The sequence below is a fragment of the Pseudomonas sp. BO3-4 genome (genome assembly GCF_034044115.1).
Taxonomy (GTDB): domain Bacteria; phylum Pseudomonadota; class Gammaproteobacteria; order Pseudomonadales; family Pseudomonadaceae; genus Aquipseudomonas; species Aquipseudomonas alloputida.
Genome location: NZ_CP139018.1, coordinates 4834094 through 4854120, shown reverse-complemented (window position 1 = coordinate 4854120; position 20027 = coordinate 4834094). Strand labels below are relative to the sequence as shown.

Below are 20027 nucleotides of genomic sequence, written 5' to 3'. Positions count from 1 at the left end.
TTACTCCGCCTGCCGCACCATTGCATCTCTTTAGTACGTGTTATGCGCCGTTGCCGGGGCATTGGTCGCAGTGCGGTTGCCTGGCAGGTGGCGAATGCTCAATAATCACGTAATTGAGAATGCATGGCAGTTGCCAATGAATCCTGTATCTATTTACAACACCCACATCCTTGCCATCGAGGACGACCCGGTGCTTGGCGCCTATCTGCAGGAAGAGCTGCAGCGTGGCGGCTGCCAGGTCACCTGGTGCCGCAATGGCCTGGAGGGCTTGGAAACGGCTGGCCGCCAGGCTTTCGATGTTGTGCTCATGGACATCCTGCTGCCCGGGCTTGATGGGCTGGACGCCTTGGCGCAGTTGCGCAGGCACAGCGCTACACCGGTAATCATGATGTCGGCGCTGGGGGCCGAGGCGGATCGTATCAGCGGCTTTCAGCGCGGCGCCGACGATTACCTGCCCAAGCCATTCAGCATGGCCGAGTTGCAGGTGCGCATCGAGGCGATTTTGCGCCGCGTGGCCCTGGAGCGGCGGCATCAGGGCCCGCTGGAGCAAGCCGGCTGCGGCGAGTTGCAGTTCGATGAGGGGCTGTGTGACGTGCGCCTGAATAGCCGCCTGGCGGGCCTGACCCCCAGCGAATACCGCCTGCTGGACATCCTCAACCGCAACCTCGACGAAGTCCTCAGCAAGCCGTTCCTGTACCAGCACGTGTTGCAGCGCGGCTATTCACGGCATGACCGCAGCCTGGACATGCACGTCAGCCAGATCCGTCGCAAGCTCAAGGGCATCGGTTATCACGAACGGCAGATCCGCACCGTGTGGGGCAAGGGTTACGTGCTCAGTGCCAGCGAGGCGGAGTGAACCATGCTCGACCGCCATTCGCTGTTCTGGAAGCTGACCATCTTGCTGGTGGGCTTCTGCCTGCTGATGATCGGCCTCAGTTATACCTGGGGCCGACACATGGAAACCCAGAATGCCTTCCTCTCGGAGTCGGCACGGCAGACCTTGCGGGGTTATGCCGCCGAAGCTGAACAGGCCTGGCGCAGCGGCGGGCGGGAAGGGCTGGACCAGTGGGTGGCGGCCATGCATCAGCGCGAACGGGGCTGGGTCGGCGTGCTCGACATCAACCTGCGCCCGCTCGACAGCGCCTCCCTCAACCCACAGATCATGCAGCGTCTGACACGCCTGCGCGGTGTCGATTGGCCGATGAGTCGGCGCAGTGTCGACCAGCCGTGGGTGCGCATACCGTTCCCGGGGGCGCCGGAGCAGGGCATGCTGGTGATCGAACTGCCGCAGCGCTTCAATCCGGGCCAGCACCGCTTGCTGTGGCGCATTGTCACCAACGGCATCATCCCGGGGCTGTTCACCTTGCTGTTGTGTGTAGGCCTGTACCGCATGCTGATCGTGCCGCTGAACCAACTTCGCGAGCAGGCCAATGCCTGGCGGGCCGATCAGCTGTCGGCCCGCCTGGACTCGCGCACCATCGCCCGGCATGACGAATTGGGCGAACTGGCGCGTGCCTTTGACCAGATGGCCGAGCGACTGCAAGGCACGGTGGCTATGCAGCAGCAGCTGCTGCGCGACCTGTCCCACGAAATGCGCACGCCGCTGAGCCGGCTGCGGGTGGCCTGCGATGGTGAAACCGACCTGCAGCGTCTGCGTGATCGCCTGATCCGTGAAGTGGACTGCATGCAGCAACTGGTCGAAGACACCCTGCAACTGGCCTGGCAGGACGCCGAGCGTGCGCCGATGAACCTTGAGCCGATCGAGGTCCACGCCTTGTGGGAGTTGCTGGCCGAAAATGCCAGCTACGAGAGCGGCTGGTCGCCTGCGCAACTGCGCTGCGAAGTACCGGCCGACTGCTGGGTGCAGGGCAACCTCAACCACCTGGCTCAGGCGCTGGAGAACATGTTGCGCAATGCCATTCGCCACTCGCCGGCCGAGGGTGTGGTGCGGTTGGGTGGGCAGCGTGAGGGTAGCTATTGGTGGTTGTGGCTTGAGGATGAGGGTGGCGGTGTCGCTGAAGAAGACCTGGAACGGATTTTCGCGCCGTTCTCGCGGTTGGACGGTTCGCGGCCCGGGGATGGTGGCTTCGGCCTGGGGCTGAGCATCGCCCGCAGTGCCATCCAGCGCCAGGGCGGCACCTTGTGGGCGCAGAATGGCAAACGCGGGTTGCGCTTGTGGATGAGGTTGCCGTTGCATGTGCCGGCCGCTTCGCGGGTAAACCCGCTCCTGCACGCTAGCGAATCCCCGTAGGAGCGGGTTTACCCGCGAAGAGGCCAGCACATGTCACACCGTTATAGCTTGTAGCTATATGCACTACAGATTGCGTGATATGGCCGCGAAGGGTTTGCCGGTATGATAGGCACCCCCGCCGTCCGGATTGCGAAATACGCCATGACCGTGCAGTACCCAACCATCGCCGATTGCGTCGGCAATACGCCACTGGTTCGCCTGCAGCGCATCGCTGGCGAAACCAGCAATACCCTCCTGCTCAAGCTCGAAGGTAACAATCCTGCCGGCTCGGTGAAAGACCGCCCGGCACTGTCGATGATCGCTCGCGCCGAACTGCGCGGCCAGATCAAGCCAGGCGATACCCTGATCGAAGCCACCTCCGGCAACACCGGCATCGCCCTGGCGATGGCGGCGGCGATCAAGGGCTACAAGATGATCCTGATCATGCCTGACAACTCCACCGCCGAGCGCAAGGCCGCCATGACGGCCTATGGCGCCGAGCTGATCCTGGTGACCAAGGAGGAGGGGATGGAAGGCGCCCGTGACCTGGCCGAGAAGCTGCAGGCCGAAGGCCGTGGCCTGGTGCTCGACCAGTTCGCCAACGGCGACAACCCGATCGCCCACTACAACAGCACCGGCCCGGAGATCTGGCAGCAGACCCAGGGCACCATTACCCATTTCGTCAGCTCCATGGGGACCACCGGTACCATCATGGGCTGCTCGCAGTACCTCAAGGAACAGAACCCCGCGGTGCAGATCATCGGCCTGCAACCGATGGAGGGCTCGGCTATTCCGGGCATTCGCCGCTGGCCCGAGGAATACCTGCCGAAAATCTTCGATGCCACCCGCGTCGACCGCGTGGTCGACATGTCGCAGCAGGAAGCCGAAGACACCACCCGTCGCCTTGCGCGTGAAGAGGGCATTTTCTGCGGCGTGTCTTCTGGTGGTGCGGTCGCGGCCATGTTGCGCCTGTCCCGCGAAGTGGAAAATGCGGTCATGGTTGCGATCATTTGCGACCGCGGCGACCGTTATCTGTCCACCGGCCTGTTTGATCCACGCTAAATGTCCAAGAAAAAAAGCAACAGCGGCCTGCGCTTCCAGCCGGCCGGCGGCAATCGCACCCCCCAGGTCCCAGTGGGCAAGAAGCAGCGCCTGGACATCGAGCGCCTGGCCGGTGACGGCCGTGGCATTGCCTTCCTCGACGGGCGTACCTGGTTCGTCAGCGGCGCCTTGGCCGGTGAGGCCGTGGAGGCGCGGGTGCTCAACGCCCGTGGCAAAGTGGTCGAGGCACGCCTGGAGCGGTTGCTGCAGGCCGCGCCCGAGCGCCGTGAGGCGCCATGTCGCTACTACGACCGCTGCGGTGGCTGCAACCTGCAGCACCTGCCGCACGACGCGCAACTGGCGCTGAAGCAGCGCACCCTCGCCGAGCAGTTGCAGCGGGTGGCCGGCGTGCAACCCGAGGCGTGGGCTGCCCCCCTGAACGGGCCGGAATTCGGCTACCGGCGCCGCGCCCGTGTGGCCGTGCGCTGGGACGTCAAGGCGCGTCAGCTGGAGGTGGGTTTCCGCGCCGAAGCCAGCCAGGACATCATTGCCATCGACGATTGTGCAGTGCTGGTACAACCCTTGCAGTCCATTTTGCGCCACTTGCCGACGGTGCTGCGTTCGTTGAGCAAGCCGCAGGCGCTGGGCCATGTAGAGCTGTTCAGTGGCACCGCCGAGGCGGTTCTGGTGCGCCACGTCGCGCCGTTGCCGGCCGAGGACCAGGCCAGGTTGCAAGCGTTCTGCGAGCAGGCCAACGCCCAGCTATGGCTGCAAGGCGAAGGTGAGCCGGCGCCCGTGGACCCAGCGGCACGGTTGGGCTTCGCCCTGGCACCTTGGCAGCTGGAGCTGGCCTGGCGCCCGGGCGATTTCGTGCAGGTGAATGCCCAGGTCAATACGGCGATGATCGAGCAGGCTTTGGCCTGGCTCGCGCCACAAGCCGACGAGCGTGTGCTGGACTTGTTCTGCGGTCTGGGCAACTTTGCCCTGCCGCTGGCCCGCCAGGCGCGTGAGGTGGTGGCAGTGGAAGGTGTACAGGCCATGGTCGATCGGGCCGCGGCCAATGCCCGGAACAACAATGTGCATAACGCACGGTTTTTTCAGGCCGATTTATCGCAGCCTTTGGCAGGCACCGGATGGGCCGCCGAGGGCTTTTCTGCGGTACTCTTGGATCCACCGCGCGACGGTGCTTTCGAGGTGGTGCAAGGCATCGCCTGCCTCAAGGCCAGCAGGCTGGTCTACGTATCGTGCAACCCGGCCACGCTGGCGAGAGACGCCCAAGTGCTGGTCGGCCAGGGGTACCGGTTAAAAAGGGCCGGGATTCTCGACATGTTTCCTCAGACGGCGCATGTCGAGGCCATGGCGTTATTCGAAGCGGGCTAGCTGACTGGCCCCTTGGTGCGGTTGCCACGGAATGGCGGCCGCACGGTGATCGCCAGCACACCCGTATGGTGTGCTGCATGGAAAGGTAAAACAAAGATGGTACAGGTGAGAGTGCACCAGCCGGTCAACACCGACGGCAGTATCAATCTCGAAGCATGGTTGGACCATGTGGTAAGCGTCGATTCGGCACTGGATCGCGCAGCGCTGAAAGAAGCCTGCGAGTTTGCTCTTGAGGTAGAGAAAAAGGGCAACCCGGCCAAGCATTCCTGGGCGGATGGTACGTCCAGCTTCCAGGCAGGCCTGGAAATCGCCGAAATTCTTGCTGACCTCAAGCTCGACCAGGACTCTCTGGTGGCTGCGGTCATCTACCGCTCGGTGCGCGAGGGCAAGGTCACCCTCGCCGAGGTCAGCCAGCGTTTTGGCCCGGTGGTGTCCAAGCTGATCGACGGCGTGCTGCGCATGGCCGCCATCAGTGCCAGCCTCAGCCCACGACAGTCGCTGGTGCTGGGCTCGCAGGCGCAGGTCGAGAACCTGCGCAAGATGCTGGTGGCCATGGTTGACGACGTGCGCGTGGCGCTGATCAAGCTGGCCGAACGCACGTGCGCAATCCGCGCGGTCAAGTCCGCCGATGACGAGAAACGCCTGCGTGTCGCGCGTGAAGTGTTCGACATCTACGCGCCGCTCGCGCACCGCCTGGGTATCGGTCACATCAAGTGGGAGCTGGAAGACCTGTCCTTCCGCTACCTGGAGCCCGACCAGTACAAGCAGATCGCCAAGCTGTTGCATGAGCGGCGACTGGACCGCGAGCGCTTCATCAGCGACGTGATGAACCAGTTGCAGAACGAGTTGCTCGCCACTGGCGTAAATGCCGACATCAGCGGTCGGGCGAAACATATCTATTCGATCTGGCGCAAGATGCAGCGCAAAGGCCTGGAGTTCAGCCAGATCTACGACGTGCGTGCGGTGCGCGTGCTGGTGCCGGAAATCCGCGACTGCTACACCGCGCTGGGCATCGTGCACACCTTGTGGCGGCATATTCCCAAGGAGTTCGACGACTACATCGCCAACCCCAAGGAGAACGGCTACCGCTCGTTGCACACTGCGGTAATCGGCCCCGAGGGCAAGGTGCTGGAGGTGCAGATCCGCACCCACGGCATGCACGAAGAGGCCGAACTTGGGGTATGCGCCCACTGGCGCTACAAGGGCACCGACGTCAAGCCCAGCTCCAACCACTACGAAGAAAAGATTTCCTGGTTGCGCCAGGTGCTGGAATGGCACGAAGAGCTGGGCGACATCGGTGGCCTGGCCGAGCAGTTGCGGGTCGACATCGAGCCTGACCGGGTTTATGTGTTCACCCCCGACGGCCACGCCATCGACCTGCCCAAAGGCGCCACGCCACTGGACTTTGCCTACCGCGTGCACACCGAGATCGGCCACAACTGCCGCGGCGCGAAGATCAACGGCCGTATCGTGCCGCTGAACTACAGCCTGCAGACTGGCGAGCAGGTGGAGATCATCACCAGCAAGCACGGCAACCCTAGCCGTGACTGGTTGAACTCCAACCTGGGCTACGTGACCACCTCACGGGCGCGGGCCAAGATCGTCCACTGGTTCAAATTGCAGGCCCGCGACCAGAACGTTGCTGCCGGCAAGACCTTGCTTGAGCGCGAGCTCAGTCGTCTGGGCCTGCCGCAGGTTGATTTCGAGCGCCTGGCCGAGAAGACCAACGTCAAGACCGCCGAGGACATGTTTGCCTCGCTCGGTGCTGGCGACCTGCGCCTGGCTCATCTGGTCAACGCTGCCCAGCAGTTGCTGGAGCCTGAGCGTATCGAGCAGATCGAGCTGGTGCCGCGCAAGCCTACCGGGCCGCGTACCGGTAAGCGTGGCGACATTCAGATCCAGGGTGTCGGCAACCTGCTGACACAGATGGCCGGCTGCTGCCAGCCGCTACCGGGCGATGCCATTGTCGGTTACATCACCCAGGGCCGTGGCGTGAGCATTCATCGCCAGGACTGCGCCTCGGTACTGCAGCTGGCGGGCAAGGAGCCAGAGCGCATGATCCAGGTGAGCTGGGGGCCGATCCCGGTGCAGACCTACCCGGTCGACATCGTCATCCGTGCCTACGATCGCCCGGGCCTGCTGCGCGATGTGTCGCAGGTGCTGCTGAACGAGAAGATCAACGTGCTGGCGGTGAATACCCGTTCGAACAAGGAAGACAACACCGCGCTGATGTCGCTGACCATCGAGATTCCAGGCCTGGACGCGCTGGGGCGCCTGCTGGGGCGGATCTCGCAGTTGCCGAACATCATCGAGACGCGGCGTAATCGTACCCCTTGAGACCGGGGCGCCAGCTTCGCGGGCTTGCCCGCTCCCACAGGATGGATGCAGGTTTCGAAATCTGCACCGTACCTGTGGGAGCGGGCAAGCCCGCGAAGAAGCCACCACCGAAGGACCTGCCTGTATGACCTACACCCTTGACGACCTGCTGCACCTCATGGCCCGCCTGCGCGACCCGCAGTACGGCTGCCCGTGGGACCTGAAGCAGAACTACGCCAGCATCGTCCCGCACACTATCGAAGAGGCCTACGAGGTCGCTGACACCATTGAGCGCGGCGATTTCGAGCACTTGCAAGGCGAGCTGGGCGACTTGCTGTTCCAGGTGGTCTACTACAGCCAGCTGGCCCGCGAAGAAGGGCGTTTCGAGTTCGATGGCGTGGTTGACAGCATCACCCGCAAACTCATCCGCCGCCACCCGCACGTATTCCCCACTGGCGAGCTGTACGCGCCGGTGGACACGCCCAGCCTGAGCGAAGCCCAGGTCAAGTCGCGCTGGGAAGAAATCAAGGCCGAAGAGCGCGCGGAGAAGAGCCAGCCCGAACAGCTGTCGCTGCTTGATGACGTGCCGGCAACCTTGCCGGGGCTGTCGCGGGCAGCCAAACTGCAAAAACGTGCGGCCACGGTCGGTTTCGACTGGCCGGCGGCGTTGCCGGTGCTGGACAAGGTCCGCGAAGAGCTGGATGAAGTGCTGCAGGCCATGGCCGACGGCGACGCCGATGCGCTGGAAGATGAAGTCGGCGACTTGCTGTTTGCTGCGGTCAACCTGGCCCGCCACCTCAAGCAAGACCCAGAGCATGCGCTACGCCGCGCCAATCGCAAGTTCGAACGACGTTTCCGTTTTATCGAACAGGCATTGCGCGACAGTGGCCGCCCCATTGAAGATTGTGACCTTGACGAGCTGGATGCCCTTTGGGGGGAAGCCAAACGTCAGGAAAAGAACCTGCCCAGCTGCGGCTGAGCTGTTGCATAAGTGAGTGAATATTCATGAGCCTTTCCCTTCGCGACCAATTGCTCAAAGCCGGTCTGGTCAACCAGAAACAGGTCTCGCAGACCAACAAAGCTGAAAAGAAACAGAAGCGCATGGAGCACAAAGGCCAGGTCGAAGTCGACGACAGCCAGCAGCGTATGGCCAAGGAAGCCATGGCTGAAAAAGCCCGGCGTGACCAGGAACTGAACCGCCAGCAGCAGGAAAAGGCCGAGCAGAAGGCCCGTGCCGCGCAGGTCAAGCAACTGATCGAGGCCACTCGCCTGCCCAAGCTGAGCACCGAGGATTACTACAACTTCGTCGACGACAAGAAGGTCAAGCGCATTGCCGTCAACGCCCTGATGCGTACCAAGCTGAGCAACGGCGCGCTGGCCGTGGTAGCCCATGCCGGTGGTTACGAGGTTATCCCCCGTGAGGCTGCCTTGAAGATCCAGGAGCGCGACCCTGGCCGTATTCTGCTGCTCAACAGCCATGTCGAGGAAACGGACGAAGACGACCCGTACGCGGCTTACAAGATCCCTGATGATCTGATGTGGTAAACACGAAGACCCCGCCTTGGCGTTAATGCGGTTATTCAAGATCGCAGGGGCGCTCTGCGGCCCTTTCGTGACACGCGCGTTCTCCAGAGGACGCTGGCCTTGTGTCGCGAAAGGGTTCGCCGCTCACTGAACCGGCGCGGTTAGTCACTTGCACTATCGTCTTGGTTCTCTCCGTTCGTCGGACATTTCTTAGGGTTCCGGCACAACGGCTAGCCTCCAGCTTAGCGTCAGGGATAGCGCTGAACATTCGGTCCAGGAAGGGCCAGTACGCCTCGTCGTCCCGACGCTTTATCTGCTGAGGAGACGACAATGAAAATAACCCTGAAACGGTTGGCGTGCCTGGGTGCGAGCTTCACCAGTGCGTTCGCCATGGCCGATGCGGCCAGCCCGCCGGTGCTGTCACCTGCGATTCCCTTCGACGTCACAGCCAATCCCCCCTTCACCCTGGACAACCTGCAACACGATTTCGACGTGCTGTCGTGGCAAACCTTCGTCGCCCTGAACTGGCCCGCCAACGCCGACGGCAGTGCCAACACCTCGGCGAAGATCGGCGCGCCCGGCAAGACGGTGTGGGAATCGTGGAAAGAAAGCTACGAGATCTTCCTGCCCAAGGGGCAGAAGCCCGTCGCCTGGGACCAGCAGGCGCCGGTGCCCGCGGCCTGCCAAGGCAAGGGTGACTTGCCGGTGCTGCAACAGATGGGCAAGGTCGCCGGCGTGCTCGATGAGTTCATCCAGCCATTCAAGACTGGCCCGCTGGTCGACCAAAGCGGCACCTACACGCGCAACGCGATCATGGTCAACCAGCCAATGTTCGATGACATCGTCAACAATGGCCTGTACAGCAAGGAAGGCCAGCAAGCGTTCCTGAGCAAGGCCGAAAACCGCATCGCTTTCGCCTGCGGTTCGCAAAAGGCCCAGCAGGTCGGTGCGATCATGGTCAAGTCGGCCTGGAAAGTGCTCGGTGGCAGCGACAACCCGCAGGAGTTCCACGCCGTCGACGCGCTGGTCTACACCCCCGGCAACGCCGACCCGAACAAGGGGGCGGTGATCCCCGAATCGTGCAATGCGCAGAAGGTCGGGCTGGTAGGCCTGCACATCGTGCACAAGACCGAGGGCGCTCCGCAGTGGGTATGGTCGACGTTCGAGCACGTGCGCAACGTGCCGGAAAAGACCACGCCAATGAACGAGCGCAAAGGGCCCTACCTGTTCTACGACGCCCAGGCCAGCAACCGCCCGGTGAACGAGCCGCCCGCGCAACCGTGGGACCCGTCGAAGAAGGCCATCCCCTCGCAGATCGTGCGTGACATTCCCATCACCGCCGCCACCCAACAGCTCAACGCGCAGTGGCAAGGCGCGCTCAAGGGCACGGTGTGGGCCAACTACCACCTGATCAGCACCCAGTGGCCCACCGATCCGGCCGATGACTGCCAGGTGCCGTCGCCGACCAACCCGCTAGGTACGCCTGCGCCGAACTTCCTGGCTAACGCCACCCTGGAGACCTACAACCAGGGCACCACCCCGCAGGCCTCGTCCAGCTGCATGGAGTGCCACAACAACGCGACCACCCGCGTGACCCAGTCGCCACGCACCAGCTTCGCCGATTTCACTTTCCTGCTTGAACGTGCCCAATCCACCGGCGCCAAGGAGTGATGCCATGAGCGACCAGAACCTGCAGAACTTCATCGGCTTGTCCGCCGTGCTCACTGGCCTGTCGGCCAAGCTGCTGGCGCCTTCCGTCGACCCGATCAACCTGCCGCCGGTGTTCTTCGCCACCGCCCAGCAAGGCATGGGCCTTGAGGCGTTCAGCAGCCTGCTGGAGCTGTACGCCAGCATTCAGAGCCAGCCGCCCGCGCAAATCGCCAGTGCCGTGCTCGCTAACGCGAACCCGCAAATCGCCCAGGGCGCCCGCTCGATCATGAAGCTGTGGCTGCTCGGCAGCTGGTACCAACCCTACGACCTGGGCAACGCCCGCACGGGTGACACGCGTGTGGTCTCCGACCAGGCCTACAAGGAGAGCTGGGCGTGGAAGATCGCCCAATCTCACCCTATGGGCTACAGCCAGTTCCACTTCGGGTACTGGGGTGAACAGCCACCGACCCTCAAGCAATTCACCGGTGTCGACGCCAAGGAAGGGCAGCAGCCATGAGCAATGTACAAACCCAGAACATCGAAACTGCCGATGTGATCGTGGTGGGCGCCGGCATGGCCGGCAGTGTCATGGCCTACCAGTTGGGCCTGGCCGGGTTGAAAGTGCTGGTGCTCGAATCGGGCCCGGCCATTCCGCCCAATCGCAGCGAGTACCTGGAGCGTTTCTACACCGCGGTGCTCAAGGCGCCCGAGTCGCCGTACCCACCTGAGCAGAGCGAGCAGACCCCGGCCACGCAGTTCGCGCCACGGGCGACCATCCAGGACCTGATCACCGCGGGTAGCCAAGACCCGAACAAGGCGCAGAAAAGCTACCTGGTGCAGAAGGGGCCGCAGCTGTTCGCCAGCACCTACGAGCGGGTAGGCGGCGGCACCATGTGGCACTGGATGGGCACGGCCCTGCGCCTGTTGCCCAACGACTTTCGCATGCGCACTGCGTACAACGTCGGGGTCGACTGGCCGCTCAGTTACGACGACCTGCAGACCGCCTACTGCCGCGCCGAGGAAGAGATGGGCGTGTCCGCCGATGTCGCCTCGCAGACCTACCTGGGCGTGACCTTCCCGCAGGGCTACAAATACAGCATGCATGGCATCCCGCCGTCGCTGGTCGACCAGGGCCTGGGCAAGCACGTCACGGGCACCGTGTACCAGAGCCCGGAGAAGGGGCCCGACGGCAAGCCGTACCCAGGTGTCACCCTCAACGTCCGGCAGACCCCGGCCGGGCGCAACTCGCAGAATGATAACGGCCGTCGGGTGTGCGCTGGCAACACCAGCTGCACGCCGATCTGCCCGATCCAGGCCAAGTACGACGCCACCGTGACCATGGCCAAGGCACTGGATACCGGCAACGTGCGCATCCTCTACCAGACCGTGGCGAGCCAGGTGCAGGTCGATGCCAATGGGGTCACGGGCATCGATTTCATCCAGTACCAGAACAACGGTACGCGCCAGAACGGCACGGCCCAGGGCAAACGCTACGTAATCGCCGCCCACGCGATCGAAACGCCGAAATTGCTGCTCAACTCCATCGGCCCGAACAGCCCTAAAGGGGTCGCCAACAGCAGCGGCCAGGTCGGCCAGGCATTGGCTGACCACCCGGTGTACCTGGCCTGGGGCCTGATGCCTGAAGGCAAGCCGCTGTTCCCGTTCCGGGGGCCGTTGTCCACCTCGGGGATTGAGGACATGCGCGATGGCCCGTTCCGCAGCCAGCGTGCCGCCTGGCGTATCGAAATCGGCAACGAGGGCTGGAACTGGTCGGTGAACGACCCCTACACCTCGGTCTGCGATTTCATCGACGGCACCAACCACGGCGGCGCTAACCCCAGCAAGCTGGCGTTGTCCGGCCAGGCGCTGGTGCAGCAGCTCAACAGCGTGCTGACCCGCCAGTTCCGTCTGGGCTTCTTGGTCGAGCAGGTGGAGAAAGACCCCGATAATGCGCTGTGCCGGGTGGAGAGGAGCACGGAGTTCACCGACGGCCTGGGCCTGCCTCGGCCACAGATCACCTACGAACTGTCCGACTACACCAAGGAGGGTTTCAAGCAGGCGCGCCTGGCCGCCACGCACATCATCACCGAGCTGATGGGCGCCACCGAGCTGACCGACCTGAACCCTAAGCTCGAGCCCGGCTCGCAAACGGTGTTCGAGTACGACGGCCAGAACTACGCGTTCTACGGCGCTGGCCACCTGATGGGCACCTACCGCATGGGCTCGGACCGTACCACGTCGGTGGTGGACAAGGACCAGCGCAGTTGGGACCACCCCAACCTGTTCCTGGTCGGCGACGGCGTGTTCCCCACTACCGGCACCGCCAACCCGACCTTGACCATTACCGCGTTGACGTTCCAGGCCGCCGACGTGGTGGCCAGCGACCTGCTCAAGCGCACTGTGCAGGTGCAGGCCAACCAGGCATGGCAGGGTACGGGCATGCAGGTCAATGGGCAGAGCTGGCAGTTGGCGGTATGCACGGGCGGGCAGTGGACGGCGAACCCGGCCACCGGCATGGTTGGCGCGGCGGGCAACCCAAGGTTGATTGCCAAGCCCGGCTATGCCTTGCCTGGTCAACCGGAAGGGGCGTTGATCGGGCGTATCGGCAACAGCGGTGTGCCGTTCCTGGTCGGCAACCAGGTGCAATTGCCGCGTGGCCAGCAAGGTGAGCTGCAGTTGTGCATCAATGACGACCTGGACGGGCGTTACGGGGCTGGCCTGAGCGATAACCTGGGCAGCCTGTCAGTAGAGGTGCGTTTCGGGGCGGTGTAGGCCCTGACATGGCAACCCCACAATGCTCCGGTAATGCCGCAGTATTGTGGGGTTGCTCACTCAGCCCTGGTGAGTCAGGGGTTCGCCGCAATGGCCAGGGTCATTGCGTGGTGCGCTGGTTTTCCAGGTCTTCAAGCTCTACGCGGTATTGATGTGCTTCGTGTTCGTTATGGAACATGCCCACCAGTTGACCTTGTTGGTACACATCCCAGATCCGCACGCCAGCGGCCAGGCCTTCGTGGGACATTCTCGATTCGTCGCGTTCGGTTACTTGGACAGTCATCGGTAAACTCCACTTCTTCAAGATGGCTGCGACAGTGTGTCGCACGTCTTCTTTATAGAGTTTGTTAGCAGACTAAGTAAGTAAAACAGGCATGAAACAAGTTTCATGAAGCTCAAAGGGATGCTGCCTGGGTGGGCTTTTTCGCAGCAAAGAAAAGCCCCGCACAGGGCGGGGCTTCAGGTGTTGCAGGCAGGACGCGATCAGTTGCCCTTCACCGGCTTGCCATCGACCGTGCCATCCTGCAGCACGATCACGTACTCCTTACCATCGGTCTCCACCTGGCGCAGTTGCACCAGCAGGTAGTCCCAGTTCTTGGCGAACCACAGCTCGGTGATGCGCTTGCTCTGGCTTGGATCGCGCACGCGCTCGACCTTCACGGCATCGACCTGGCCGGTCTTGGTGGTGACCTTTTCGGTGCCCAGCACGCGGAAGTCGTAGGTGTCGATCTCGTCGCCGTCGACCACCTGGTAGGTCATGCTCTTCTTGCCTGCGGCCACGTCGTGCTGCAGGGCCAACTGGTAGGAGGACTTGTCCAGTACGCCGCGGTTCAGTGGCAGGCTGACGGCATCGCCACGGTCGCTGCCGGTGATCTTCTTGGTGCTCCAGTCGAAGTTCAGGTCGACCTTCTTGGCCTTGCCCAGGCCGCCACGCTCGAAGTGGTACTTCTGTGGCAGCAGGGTGTCGTTGTCCAGGCGCAGGGTGCTTTGCTCGGTCAAGCTGGCGATCATCATGGAAGCCTTGAAGTTAAGGTCCCAGGTACCGTTGGCATTTTTGACCAGGCTGCGCTCGGCGGTGCCGCTCATGGGCAGTTGCTTCCAGTCGGCGGTGTAGCTGGCCGAGAAGGGCTTCAGTTCAGCTGCCTGGAGGGGCAGGGCGAGCACGGCGAGAGCCAAGAGCAGGGCGCGACGCATAAATTCTCCTAGGATCGAATCAAGTGACCGCTGGCTGCCAGTGGCTGGCCGTCCAGTAATGCACCGTGTTCGCCGAGACGCAAGCGCCCTTCAGCGAACCAGCGCACCGCCAGTGGGTAGATCAGGTGTTCCTGATGGTGTACCCGCTGTGCCAGGCTTTCGACGGTGTCATCAGACGCCACCGGTACCACAGCCTGTACGACCAGTGGGCCGCCATCGAGTTCCTCAGTCACGAAGTGTACGCTGCAGCCATGCTCGGCGTCGCCAGCTTCCAATGCCCGGCGATGCGTATGCAGGCCCTTGTACTTGGGCAGCAGCGACGGGTGGATGTTGAGCAGGCGGCCCTGATAGTGGCGCACGAAGTCGCCACTGAGGATGCGCATGAAACCGGCCAGCACCACCAGGTCCGGGGCAAAGCCGTCGATGCGCGCCATCAGCGCGGCATCGAAGGCTTCACGGCCGTCGAACTGGGTGTGGTCGAGCACGACGCTGTCGATACCGGCCGCTGCGGCGCGTTGCAGGCCGTAGGCATCGGCGCGGTTGGAAACCACCGCGCGGATACGCACCGGGCTGTCCTGCCCTTGGCAGCTGTCGATCAGGGCTTGCAGGTTGCTGCCGGAGCCCGACAGCAGTACCACTACATTGCAGGTCTTGCTCGGCATCAGTGTGCCTTGAGGTTCTGCAGCTCGACCTGGGCAGCGCCTTCGGCGGCTTCGGCGATGTGGCCGATTACCCACGGTTGCTCACCGGCGGCGCGCAGTTCGTTCAGAGCGGCTTCGACCTGGTCCTGGGCCACGCAGATGACCATGCCCACGCCGCAGTTCAGTACGCGGTGCATTTCGTGCTCGTCGACGTTGCCCTTTTCCTGCAGGAAGTCGAACACCGCCGGGCGCTGCCAGCTGGCCACGTCAACCACGGCCTGGGCGTTTTTCGGCAGTACGCGCGGGATGTTGTCCAGCAGGCCGCCGCCGGTGATGTGGGCCATGGCCTTGACGGCGCCGGTGTTTTTGATCAGCTGCAGCAGCGGTTTGACGTAGATGCGGGTCGGCGCCATCAGCAGGTCGGTCAGCGGCTTGCCGTCCAGCTGGGTGTTCTCGATATCGGTAGCCGACACTTCGAGGATCTTGCGGATCAGCGAGTAGCCGTTGGAGTGCGGGCCCGAGGACGGCAGGGCGATCAGCGCATCACCGGTGGCAACCTTGGAGCCGTCGATGATTTCGGCCTTTTCCACCACGCCTACGCAGAAACCGGCCAGGTCGTAGTCTTCGCCTTCGTACATGCCAGGCATTTCGGCGGTTTCACCACCGACCAGCGAGCAGCCGGCCAGTTCGCAACCGGCGCCGATGCCGGTGACCACGGTGGCGGCTACGTCAACGTTCAGCTTGCCAGTGGCGTAGTAGTCGAGGAAGAACAGCGGCTCGGCGCCGCAGACGACCAGGTCGTTGACGCACATGGCGACCAGGTCCTGGCCGATGCTGTCGTGCTTGTTCAGGTTCAGCGCCAGGCGCAGCTTGGTGCCGACGCCGTCGGTGCCGGAGACCAGCACCGGCTGCTTGTAGCCGGCCGGGATCTCGCAGAGGGCGCCGAAGCCGCCCAGGCCACCCATGACTTCAGGGCGTGCGGTGCGTTTTGCCACGCCCTTGATGCGTTCGACCAGTGCTTCGCCGGCGTCGATGTCTACACCGGCGTCCTTGTAGCTCAGGGAGGGTTGCTTGCTCATTGATCCAGGCCTTTAGGAGGGAGGGATTCTTAAAAACGACCATGACGGCCAAGGCCGGCTGATAAGCGGCGGCGGTCTGAAACGTCAGTGGTCTGTGAAGGCGCGCGATTTTATCAGGGTTGCCGGGCAGCGGCCATCCTCAGGCCGACGGGCAGGGCGGTAATTGTTGAAAAAAGCGGGAGGGTGGTTGATGCGGTTGCATGTGTATAAGCTGCAAGCAACGAGCTTGCGGCTGCACGACAATGCAGCCTGGCGCTCGGCCTGCTTTTTCTTGCAGCTTGAAGCTTACGGCTTGAAGCTCGACTGGACAGGAATCCTCCATGCGTTTGTTCAATATTCTGGCAGCCGGTTGCCTGGCCCTGATCTCGGCCACGGCCCTGGCTGAAAATGTCTCCGGCCTTTATCAGGTGCGCGAGCCGGTCACCGGGCCGGGCGCCGAAGCCCGTACCGCGGCCACAGTCAAAGCCCTGGACACGTTGGTGCAGCGTCTGACCGGTGACCCGAAGGCCGTGCAGAGCCCTGCATTGGCCGAGCTGCGCAAGGACCCACAGCAGATCATCAACCAGGTGGGCAGCGAAGCCGGCCCGCCTGAGTCGGTCGTGGTCGAGTTCGACCCCGGTAGCACCGAGCGGGCTTTGCGCAAGGCTGGCCTGGCTTTGTGGGGCAGTAACCGGCCCTCGATACTGGGGTGGTGGTTGAACGACACCGTTGAGGGCAGCAACCTGGTCGGTGATGGCCAGGCCAGTGCCCAACCCCTGCGCCGCGCCGCCCAGCACCGTGGTCTGCCGTTGCGCTTGCCGCTGGCCGACTTGCAGGAGCAGCTGGTCGCCAATGCCAAGCAGGTCGAAGGCAACGATCCGGCACCGCTGCGCGAAGCTTCCGAGCGCTACGGCGCCGATGCTTTGCTGGCGGTACATGCCCAGGAAGCCGACGGCAAGTGGCAGGGCAAGTGGCAGCTGTGGCTGGGCGACCAGCGTGAGCAGGGCACTGCCGAGGGCGCCGACCAGGCCGCCTTGGCTGACGCGGTGATGATGGCGGTAAGCAGCCGCCTGGCGCCGCGCTACGTTACCCGGCCGGGTGCCAGCAGCCAGTTGCAGGTGCAAGTGCAGGGCATGAACCTGCAGCGCTATGCCGAACTGGCCCGCGTGCTGGAGCCCTATGGCCCACGCTTGCAGGCGGCTGAAGGCACTACCCTGACCTACGGGGTTACGGGCAATCGTGAACAGCTGCGTGCCCAGCTTGGCCTGGCCAAGCTGCAGGAAGTGCCGGTCGAGCAGGCACCGGCGGTGCCGGCCATGCCAGCACCGGCAGTGGACGCCGCAGCCGGGCAGCCCGCGCCTGCGCAGCCAGCACCCAAGCCGTTCGACGGCTTGCGTTTTCGCTGGTAAGGGGCGCTTACCGTGACTGACATGCGTCGCTGGATCTGGCTGGGCGCTGCACTGCTGATCGCTGTGCTGCTTTATAGCCTGCACAATATTCTTACGCCGTTCCTGGTCGGCATCATGCTGGCCTACCTGGCCGACCCGCTGGTCGATCGTCTCGAGCGCCTGGGGCTTTCGCGTACCTGGGGTGTGGTGGTGGTGTTCGGCCTGTTCACCCTGTTGCTGTTGGCGTTGTTGCTGGTGCTTGTGCCGATGCTGGCCAAGCAGTTGGTGCGCCTGTACGAGTTGGCGCCGCAGATGCTCGACTGGCTTGAGCATGTCGCGCTGCCGTGGGTACAGGGCCGCCTTGGCCTGGCCGATGGTTTCTGGAAGTTCGACAAGATCAAGGCCGCCATCGGCGCGCACATGGGGCAGACCACCGATATCGTCGGCATGCTGCTGTCCCAGGCCACCGCCTCAAGCCTGGCGTTGGTGGGCTGGTTGGCCAACATGGTGCTGATTCCGGTAGTGGGCTTCTATCTGCTGCGCGATTGGGACTTGATGATGGGCAAGCTGCGCGGCCTGCTGCCGCGCCAGCGCGAGCCACAAGTGATGGGCCTGGCAGGTGAATGCCATGAAGTGCTGGGGGCATTCGTGCGCGGGCAATTGATGGTGATGCTGGCCCTGGGCGTCATCTATTCAGCCGGCCTGATGCTGGTGGGGCTCGAACTCGGTCTGCTGATCGGCATGCTTGCAGGCCTTGCGGCCATCGTGCCTTACATGGGCTTCATCATTGGCATTGGTGCCGCGCTGGTGGCCGGCCTGTTCCAGTTCGGTGGCGACCTGTATCCGATGCTGGGCATCGCTGCGGTGTTCATGGTCGGGCAGGCACTGGAGGGTATGGTGCTGACCCCTCTGCTGGTGGGCGATCGCATCGGCCTGCACCCGGTTGCGGTGATCTTTGCCATCCTCGCCGGGGGTGAACTGTTCGGCTTCACCGGTGTGCTGCTGGCGCTGCCGGTGGCGGCGGTGATCATGGTGCTGCTGCGGCATGTGCATGCCCTGTACAAGGAATCGGATATGTACGCCGGGAACATCGACCCGGAGCTTTGAACACCCCGTGTTTCGTCTTGAGCTGTTTCGCGCCCGCGAAATTGAGCGCCGCCTCGCGGCGCCCGATCTCGCGGGCGCTGAGCACGGTTTGTCCTGCATCCGTCGTTCGCTTGTGCAGCGCAACTTGTTGATTTTGCTTGCCCTATCTGCAGTCGAGATTGTGCGCCCCGCGTTGCGGGTATAGACTTTGCAGATTGTTCACCAAAGGCCCCCAGCGGTCCCGTCGACCGCCCGCGAGCATGAAACCACCGATCCAGTTGCCCCTGGGTGTGCGCCTGCGCGATGACGCCACCTTCATCAACTACTATCCGGGCGCCAATGCTGCGGCATTGGGTTACGTCGAGCGGCTATGCGAAGCCGACGCCGGCTGGACCGAGAGCCTTATCTACCTGTGGGGCAAGCAGGGTGTTGGCCGTTCCCACCTGCTGCAGGCCGCCACCCATCGCTTCCAGCAACGTGGCGAGCCTGCTGTCTACCTGCCGCTGGCGCAATTGCTCGATCGTGGCGTCGAACTGCTCGACTACCTGGCCCAGTACGAACTGGTGTGCATCGACGATCTGCACGTGATCGCCGGCAAGGCTGATTGGGAAGAGGCCATGTTCCACCTGTTCAACCGCCTGCGCGACAGCGGCCGACGCTTGCTGCTGGCTGCCTCGGCATCACCGCGTGAGCTGCCGATCAAGCTGCCGGACCTGAAGTCGCGGTTGACCCTGGCCCTGGTGTTCCAGATGCGCGGCCTGTCCGACGAAGACAAGCTGCGCGCCTTGCAGCTGCGAGCTTCGCGCCGTGGCCTGCACCTGACCGACGAAGTCGGCCATTTCATCCTCACCCGCGGCGCGCGGAGCATGAGCGCGTTGTTCGACTTGCTCGAGCGCCTCGATCAGGCGTCGCTGCAGGCACAACGCAAGCTCACCATTCCGTTTCTCAAGGAAACCCTCGGCTGGTAACCCCCTGAAAACCTTGGGCCAGAGCGGTAAAACAAAAAAGTCACATCTTTTTCGATAAAATTTGCAAATGGCCATGATAGAGGGCATAGTTTCACCCTTCTAAAGGATTACAGACACGGTCGTGCCCATGCTGAAGCGCTTCGCACCCCTCGTGCCACTCGCACTCGTGACCCTGCTTTTTGGCTGCGCGGCCCAAGGCCCGGTATCCCAGCCCCAGGATCACACGCCGATCACTGCACAATCGGCAATCAACGCCAAAGCCTCTTCTTCGTCGGTGTTCGGCGAGCCGGAAGAGCTGGCCACCGAAGATGACCTGGCGTCTTTCTCCGGCAGCAAGCCTTACCAATTGCCGGTTCTGGCTGACAGCATTCTCGAGCGCGGCATGTCGTTGATCGGCACCCGCTACCGCTTCGGTGGTACCTCGGAAAAGTCCGGCTTCGACTGCAGTGGCTTCATCGGTTACCTGTTCCGCGAAGAGGCGGGCATGACGCTGCCGCGCTCCACGCGTGAAATGATCAACGTCGATGCCCCGAAAGTGGCCCGCAACAAGCTCAAGCCAGGTGACCTGCTGTTCTTCAGCACCAATGGCCGTGGCCGGGTAAGCCATGCCGGGATCTACCTGGGTGACAACCAGTTCATCCACTCCAGCAGTCGCCGCAGTGGTGGTGTGCGCATCGACAGCCTCGGTGATCGTTACTGGAGCAAGACCTTCATTGAAGCCAAGCGAGCCTTGGCCATGGCGCCGACCAACATCGCGCGCAACTGATATCAAAATGATG

General features: G+C 63.2%; 18 protein-coding genes. 14 read left to right on the top strand and 4 right to left on the bottom strand.

Annotation, left to right across the window (positions count from 1 at the left end; genetic code table 11):
• The first annotated feature begins 136 nt into the window (after nt 1-136).
• The 10 genes from REH59_RS22275 to REH59_RS22230 all read left to right on the top strand — a co-directional run bounded on the left by REH59_RS22275 (nt 137) and on the right by REH59_RS22230 (nt 12913).
• Nucleotides 137-856 carry a response regulator transcription factor gene (locus tag REH59_RS22275; RefSeq protein WP_004575336.1) on the top strand — a complete coding sequence of 240 codons (720 nt, stop codon included), beginning with the start codon at nt 137-139 and terminating at the stop codon, nt 854-856.
• A 3-nt stretch (nt 857-859) separates the two neighbouring features.
• On the top strand, nt 860-2251 hold the full coding sequence (locus REH59_RS22270; RefSeq protein ID WP_014861007.1) for a sensor histidine kinase: 1392 nt from the start codon (nt 860-862) through the stop codon (nt 2249-2251).
• 141 nt (nt 2252-2392) lie between these two features.
• Entirely contained in the window at nt 2393-3292 is a 900-nt protein-coding gene (gene cysM / locus REH59_RS22265; RefSeq protein WP_003252416.1) for a cysteine synthase CysM, read from the top strand.
• Nucleotides 3293-4651 (top strand): 23S rRNA (uracil(1939)-C(5))-methyltransferase RlmD, encoded by a 1359-nt coding sequence (rlmD, locus tag REH59_RS22260; RefSeq protein WP_128573757.1) that lies wholly within the window; start codon nt 3293-3295, stop codon nt 4649-4651.
• 96 nt (nt 4652-4747) lie between these two features.
• Nucleotides 4748-6988: a GTP diphosphokinase gene (gene relA / locus REH59_RS22255; protein ID WP_003252420.1), complete on the top strand. Its 2241-nt coding sequence runs from the start codon at nt 4748-4750 to the stop codon at nt 6986-6988.
• A 124-nt stretch (nt 6989-7112) separates the two neighbouring features.
• A complete protein-coding gene (mazG, locus tag REH59_RS22250; protein ID WP_014861006.1) occupies nt 7113-7946 on the top strand; it encodes a nucleoside triphosphate pyrophosphohydrolase in 834 nt (277 codons plus the stop codon).
• A gap of 26 nt (nt 7947-7972) precedes the next feature.
• Entirely contained in the window at nt 7973-8512 is a 540-nt protein-coding gene (locus REH59_RS22245; protein ID WP_003252424.1) for a DUF2058 domain-containing protein, read from the top strand.
• Nucleotides 8513-8821: 309 nt separating this feature from the next.
• Nucleotides 8822-10162, top strand: coding sequence for a hypothetical protein (locus tag REH59_RS22240; RefSeq protein WP_014861005.1), 1341 nt, complete (start codon nt 8822-8824; stop codon nt 10160-10162).
• A gap of 4 nt (nt 10163-10166) precedes the next feature.
• On the top strand, nt 10167-10658 hold the full coding sequence (locus tag REH59_RS22235; RefSeq protein WP_003252427.1) for a hypothetical protein: 492 nt from the start codon (nt 10167-10169) through the stop codon (nt 10656-10658).
• The gene (locus tag REH59_RS22230) at nt 10655-12913 is read left to right on the top strand and encodes a GMC oxidoreductase (protein ID WP_014861004.1); all 2259 of its coding nucleotides are present in this window, start codon (nt 10655-10657) and stop codon (nt 12911-12913) included. The genes REH59_RS22235 and REH59_RS22230 overlap by 4 nt, the downstream gene beginning before the upstream one ends.
• A gap of 100 nt (nt 12914-13013) precedes the next feature.
• On the opposite strand, the gene REH59_RS22225 is transcribed toward REH59_RS22230, so the two are convergent.
• The 4 genes from REH59_RS22225 to purM form a co-directional block, all read right to left on the bottom strand.
• On the bottom strand, nt 13014-13196 hold the full coding sequence (locus REH59_RS22225; RefSeq protein ID WP_012053456.1) for a hypothetical protein: 183 nt from the start codon (nt 13194-13196) through the stop codon (nt 13014-13016).
• A 200-nt stretch (nt 13197-13396) separates the two neighbouring features.
• Complete coding sequence (locus tag REH59_RS22220) at nt 13397-14107, bottom strand: DUF3108 domain-containing protein (RefSeq protein WP_014861003.1); 711 nt, start codon at nt 14105-14107, stop codon at nt 13397-13399.
• An 8-nt stretch (nt 14108-14115) separates the two neighbouring features.
• Nucleotides 14116-14769 (bottom strand): phosphoribosylglycinamide formyltransferase, encoded by a 654-nt coding sequence (gene purN, locus REH59_RS22215; protein ID WP_003252434.1) that lies wholly within the window; start codon nt 14767-14769, stop codon nt 14116-14118.
• Complete coding sequence (gene purM, locus REH59_RS22210; protein WP_003252437.1) at nt 14769-15827, bottom strand: phosphoribosylformylglycinamidine cyclo-ligase; 1059 nt, start codon at nt 15825-15827, stop codon at nt 14769-14771. The genes purN and purM overlap by 1 nt, the downstream gene beginning before the upstream one ends.
• A 320-nt stretch (nt 15828-16147) precedes the next feature.
• Here purM and REH59_RS22205 point away from each other — a divergent pair, with 320 nt between their 5' ends.
• The 4 genes from REH59_RS22205 to REH59_RS22190 all read left to right on the top strand — a co-directional run bounded on the left by REH59_RS22205 (nt 16148) and on the right by REH59_RS22190 (nt 20014).
• On the top strand, nt 16148-17215 hold the full coding sequence (locus REH59_RS22205; RefSeq protein ID WP_014861002.1) for a DUF2066 domain-containing protein: 1068 nt from the start codon (nt 16148-16150) through the stop codon (nt 17213-17215).
• A gap of 12 nt (nt 17216-17227) precedes the next feature.
• Complete coding sequence (locus tag REH59_RS22200) at nt 17228-18301, top strand: AI-2E family transporter (protein WP_128573756.1); 1074 nt, start codon at nt 17228-17230, stop codon at nt 18299-18301.
• A 239-nt stretch (nt 18302-18540) separates the two neighbouring features.
• Nucleotides 18541-19248 carry a DnaA regulatory inactivator Hda gene (gene hda / locus REH59_RS22195; protein ID WP_003252443.1) on the top strand — a complete coding sequence of 236 codons (708 nt, stop codon included), beginning with the start codon at nt 18541-18543 and terminating at the stop codon, nt 19246-19248.
• 127 nt (nt 19249-19375) lie between these two features.
• Nucleotides 19376-20014: a C40 family peptidase gene (locus REH59_RS22190; RefSeq protein WP_003252444.1), complete on the top strand. Its 639-nt coding sequence runs from the start codon at nt 19376-19378 to the stop codon at nt 20012-20014.
• Nucleotides 20015-20027: the final 13 nt, after the last annotated feature.

Bases quoted from the DNA above. Each gene is read 5' to 3' on its own strand.
- REH59_RS22275 (WP_004575336.1), top strand. From the start codon at position 137: ATGAATCCTGTATCTATTTACAACACCCACATCCTTGCCATCGAGGAC.
- REH59_RS22270 (WP_014861007.1), top strand. From the start codon at position 860: ATGCTCGACCGCCATTCGCTGTTCTGGAAGCTGACCATCTTGCTGGTG.
- cysM (WP_003252416.1), top strand. From the start codon at position 2,393: ATGACCGTGCAGTACCCAACCATCGCCGATTGCGTCGGCAATACGCCA.
- rlmD (WP_128573757.1), top strand. From the start codon at position 3,293: ATGTCCAAGAAAAAAAGCAACAGCGGCCTGCGCTTCCAGCCGGCCGGC.
- relA (WP_003252420.1), top strand. From the start codon at position 4,748: ATGGTACAGGTGAGAGTGCACCAGCCGGTCAACACCGACGGCAGTATC.
- mazG (WP_014861006.1), top strand. From the start codon at position 7,113: ATGACCTACACCCTTGACGACCTGCTGCACCTCATGGCCCGCCTGCGC.
- REH59_RS22245 (WP_003252424.1), top strand. From the start codon at position 7,973: ATGAGCCTTTCCCTTCGCGACCAATTGCTCAAAGCCGGTCTGGTCAAC.
- REH59_RS22240 (WP_014861005.1), top strand. From the start codon at position 8,822: ATGAAAATAACCCTGAAACGGTTGGCGTGCCTGGGTGCGAGCTTCACC.
- REH59_RS22235 (WP_003252427.1), top strand. From the start codon at position 10,167: ATGAGCGACCAGAACCTGCAGAACTTCATCGGCTTGTCCGCCGTGCTC.
- REH59_RS22230 (WP_014861004.1), top strand. From the start codon at position 10,655: ATGAGCAATGTACAAACCCAGAACATCGAAACTGCCGATGTGATCGTG.
- REH59_RS22225 (WP_012053456.1), bottom strand. From the start codon at position 13,196: ATGACTGTCCAAGTAACCGAACGCGACGAATCGAGAATGTCCCACGAA.
- REH59_RS22220 (WP_014861003.1), bottom strand. From the start codon at position 14,107: ATGCGTCGCGCCCTGCTCTTGGCTCTCGCCGTGCTCGCCCTGCCCCTC.
- purN (WP_003252434.1), bottom strand. From the start codon at position 14,769: ATGCCGAGCAAGACCTGCAATGTAGTGGTACTGCTGTCGGGCTCCGGC.
- purM (WP_003252437.1), bottom strand. From the start codon at position 15,827: ATGAGCAAGCAACCCTCCCTGAGCTACAAGGACGCCGGTGTAGACATC.
- REH59_RS22205 (WP_014861002.1), top strand. From the start codon at position 16,148: ATGCGTTTGTTCAATATTCTGGCAGCCGGTTGCCTGGCCCTGATCTCG.
- hda (WP_003252443.1), top strand. From the start codon at position 18,541: ATGAAACCACCGATCCAGTTGCCCCTGGGTGTGCGCCTGCGCGATGAC.
- REH59_RS22190 (WP_003252444.1), top strand. From the start codon at position 19,376: ATGCTGAAGCGCTTCGCACCCCTCGTGCCACTCGCACTCGTGACCCTG.